Source organism: Candidatus Magnetaquicoccus inordinatus, assembly GCF_004217665.1.
Classification (GTDB): Bacteria; Pseudomonadota; Magnetococcia; order Magnetococcales; family Magnetaquicoccaceae; genus Magnetaquicoccus; species Magnetaquicoccus inordinatus.
On the sequence record NZ_RXIU01000366.1, the window covers coordinates 1 to 2,072 of the forward strand.

The following is a 2,072-nucleotide window of genomic DNA, read 5'->3' on the forward strand; positions in this document are numbered from 1 at the left end:
CTCAAACCCCGGTAGCCGAGTCTTCCCGGTGAGCAGTTGCTGCATGGCGGCCTGTTTGAGGTCACGTTTTTTGGCGATGAGTTGGTCCAGCTTGGTAATCAGTGCATCCACATCCGACAGGGCGGTGGCGATGGCGCGTTGTTCGGGGGGGGGAGGAACAGGAATGGGCATTTGCTGAAGGGAGCCAGCGTTTACATTCTTCTGCGCTCCACCAATTTGACTTTGTTCAAAGAATCCTTGACCATGCTCTGAGTTTATGTAGAAGCAAAGAAAAAAACTGTCAATGATGTCTCTATAAGGCCTGGTTATCAGAGTAGTGAAACTCTGGGCTGAATCATATTTTTTAGGTACAATACACGTCGTTCCAGGATAGCCTGTTCTTGCAGTTAATAAATCACCTTGTTTAAGTCGTTTGTTCTTGAATGGATATTCGTATGCTGGGTCAACATAAAGAACGTCTGCATCATCCAGACAACCAGACTTTATGTTCTGATTTCTTAGGAGTGCAATGCCCTTGTCTCTGTAAGCATGTGTAGCCGCACTCGCGATGCCAACCATGATTTTCTCAGATAGCGATGCTAAGGATTTAACATCCCACTCCTCCGGTATAACCCCCACCTCAGTCTGCTTGTACCCCGGTCTTGTTTCCATATTCATGCCTCTATTTCGCGCAAGGTGCGTTCCAGTTCTCGTCGCAACTCTTCTCGTTCAGGCAGATAGAGCTGATATTTTTGCACAAAAAGCTGGCTGTTCATCTGGTATGTGGCATATTTCACCAGCAATTCATCCTTGTTCCGACTGAGGATGATGCCGATGGGCGGGTTGTCTCCTTCGACCTTTTCCTCGTTGGCAAAATAACCCAGATACATGTTCATCTGGCCAATGTCGTGGTGCTGCACATCGTCTACCTTCAGATCAACCAATACGAAACAACGCAAGATGCGATGATAAAAAACCAAGTCTATCTTGTAATGGGTGTTGTTGATCGTGACACGGTATTGCCGTCCGACAAAGGTAAACCCCTTGCCCAGTTCCAACAGGAATTGCTGCAAATGGTTGCAGAGCAGCGTTTCGAGCTGGATTTCCGATACTTGCCAAGGCTCAGGAATTTTCAGAAACTCAAAGACATATGGCTCGCGCAGCAGGTCAGCGGGTTGCTCGACGATTTGCCCCTGTGCCGCAAGTTGCAGAATGCCCGCCTTGTCCTTGCTGGCGGTCAGGCGCAGAAAAAGCGAACTCGCTTTCTGCCTTTTGAGTTCTGGCACAGACCAATGTTCGGCGATGGATTGCTTTTCGTAGAAGCTGCGTTCCAGATCGTCGTCCAATTTAAGCAGCTCCACATAATGCGACCAGCTCAATTGGTGAGAAGGCTTCTGACTTATTGGATAACGCAGGTACAACAACCGCATGTACACCAAATTGCTGTGACTGAATCCTTTTCCGTGGCGCAGGCCAAGGTCTTTGGCCAGATGGGCGAGCAGTGCCTTGCCATATTCGGCTCTGACGTTGCCTCCTTGTTCAAACTCAACGATGTGCCGACCCACCTGCCAATAGGTTTCCGTCATGTGGGCGTTGACGGCTTGTACGGCCTGGACACGGCCCCCGGTATAGGTGCGGGAAATCTGTTCCAACAGATCATGGTAACCATCACCGACGGTCAGTTCCATACAAACCCCATTTTCGCCAGATGTTCATCCACACGAGCAGACAGACTCTCTACCTCATCAGCCAGTTTGGGCAGTGGTGTAGCATAACGTTCAGTCAACTGACGGATGCGACCGGTGAGTGCCTGACTCACCCGGTCCAGTTCACTTTGGACCCGTGCGGCCAATGTCGCCAGCCATTTATCCTCCACTACCAGACTCTTGACCTCAGCTTCGGTCAATTGGGTGTATTTTTCGGTGACTTTCAGTTCAAGCGCCTTCTGTGCCTCCCTTACCTTGCGTGTGGCAGCGGATTCCTTCTCCATCAAGCCCAGATACGCTTCCAGGAGTTTACGTTCTTCCGCTGCTTCCCGGTCTCTCAGGATGGCTTTGTGGCGGTCCTTCACGCTCTTTGCGGTCAGTTTACCC

At 50.3% G+C, this 2,072-nt stretch carries 2 protein-coding genes and 1 pseudogene; all 3 read right to left on the reverse strand.

Annotation, left to right across the window (positions count from 1 at the left end; genetic code table 11):
* Nucleotides 1–657: restriction endonuclease subunit S (locus EJP87_RS15670; protein ID WP_130472788.1), on the reverse strand; the 657-nt coding region annotated here is incomplete at its 3' end.
* Entirely contained in the window at nt 654–1,667 is a 1,014-nt protein-coding gene (locus EJP87_RS15675) for a PDDEXK nuclease domain-containing protein (protein ID WP_130472789.1), read from the reverse strand. The genes EJP87_RS15675 and EJP87_RS15670, both read right to left, overlap by 4 nt.
* A pseudogene (locus EJP87_RS15680) lies at nt 1,658–2,072 on the reverse strand (type I restriction endonuclease subunit M); the annotation flags it as partial. The pseudogene EJP87_RS15680 and the gene EJP87_RS15675, both read right to left, overlap by 10 nt.

What these genes read in the sequence shown, in the direction of transcription:
- EJP87_RS15675 (WP_130472789.1), bottom strand. Translation starts at nt 1,667, where the DNA reads ATGGAACTGACCGTCGGTGATGGTTACCATGATCTGTTGGAACAGATT.